Source organism: Streptomyces sp. NPDC127092 (genome assembly GCF_042722475.1).
Classification (GTDB): domain Bacteria; phylum Actinomycetota; class Actinomycetes; order Streptomycetales; family Streptomycetaceae; genus Streptomyces.
In genome coordinates, this window is the sequence record NZ_JBHXFE010000261.1 from 1 (window position 1) to 337 (window position 337).

1 protein-coding gene is annotated in these 337 nt (G+C 71.2%); it reads right to left on the bottom strand.

Going from position 1 to position 337, the window contains the following annotated elements:
* Positions 1 to 94: 94 nt before the first annotated feature.
* Positions 95 to 337, bottom strand: a 243-nt coding sequence (locus ACFWJO_RS39515) for an OsmC family protein (protein WP_386873103.1), incomplete at its 5' end; no start/stop codon positions are given.

A 337-nucleotide genomic window follows, 5' to 3' on the forward strand; every position in this document is an offset into this window, starting at 1 on the left:
GGTAGTTGGGACAGCCCCGCGTCGGTCATGAACCCGCCGAGGCCGAGGCGGGCGGCGGTCTGGGAGAGGGGGACAGGCTGCCGGTGCTTCGTCATCACGCCTCCCCGAGCTCGAGGACGACGTCGATGTTGCCCCGGGTGGCGTTCGAATAGGGGCACACCTGATGCGCCTGCTCCATGAGGGCGCGGGCCTGATCCGCGGGGACATTGGGGAGCACGACCTCGAGGGTGACCTCCAGGCCGAAGCCCTCACCCTGGCGGCCGATGCCCACGCGCGCGCCGACGGAGGAGTCGGTGATGTCGGCACGGGAGGCACGGGCGACCATCTGCAGGGCCGA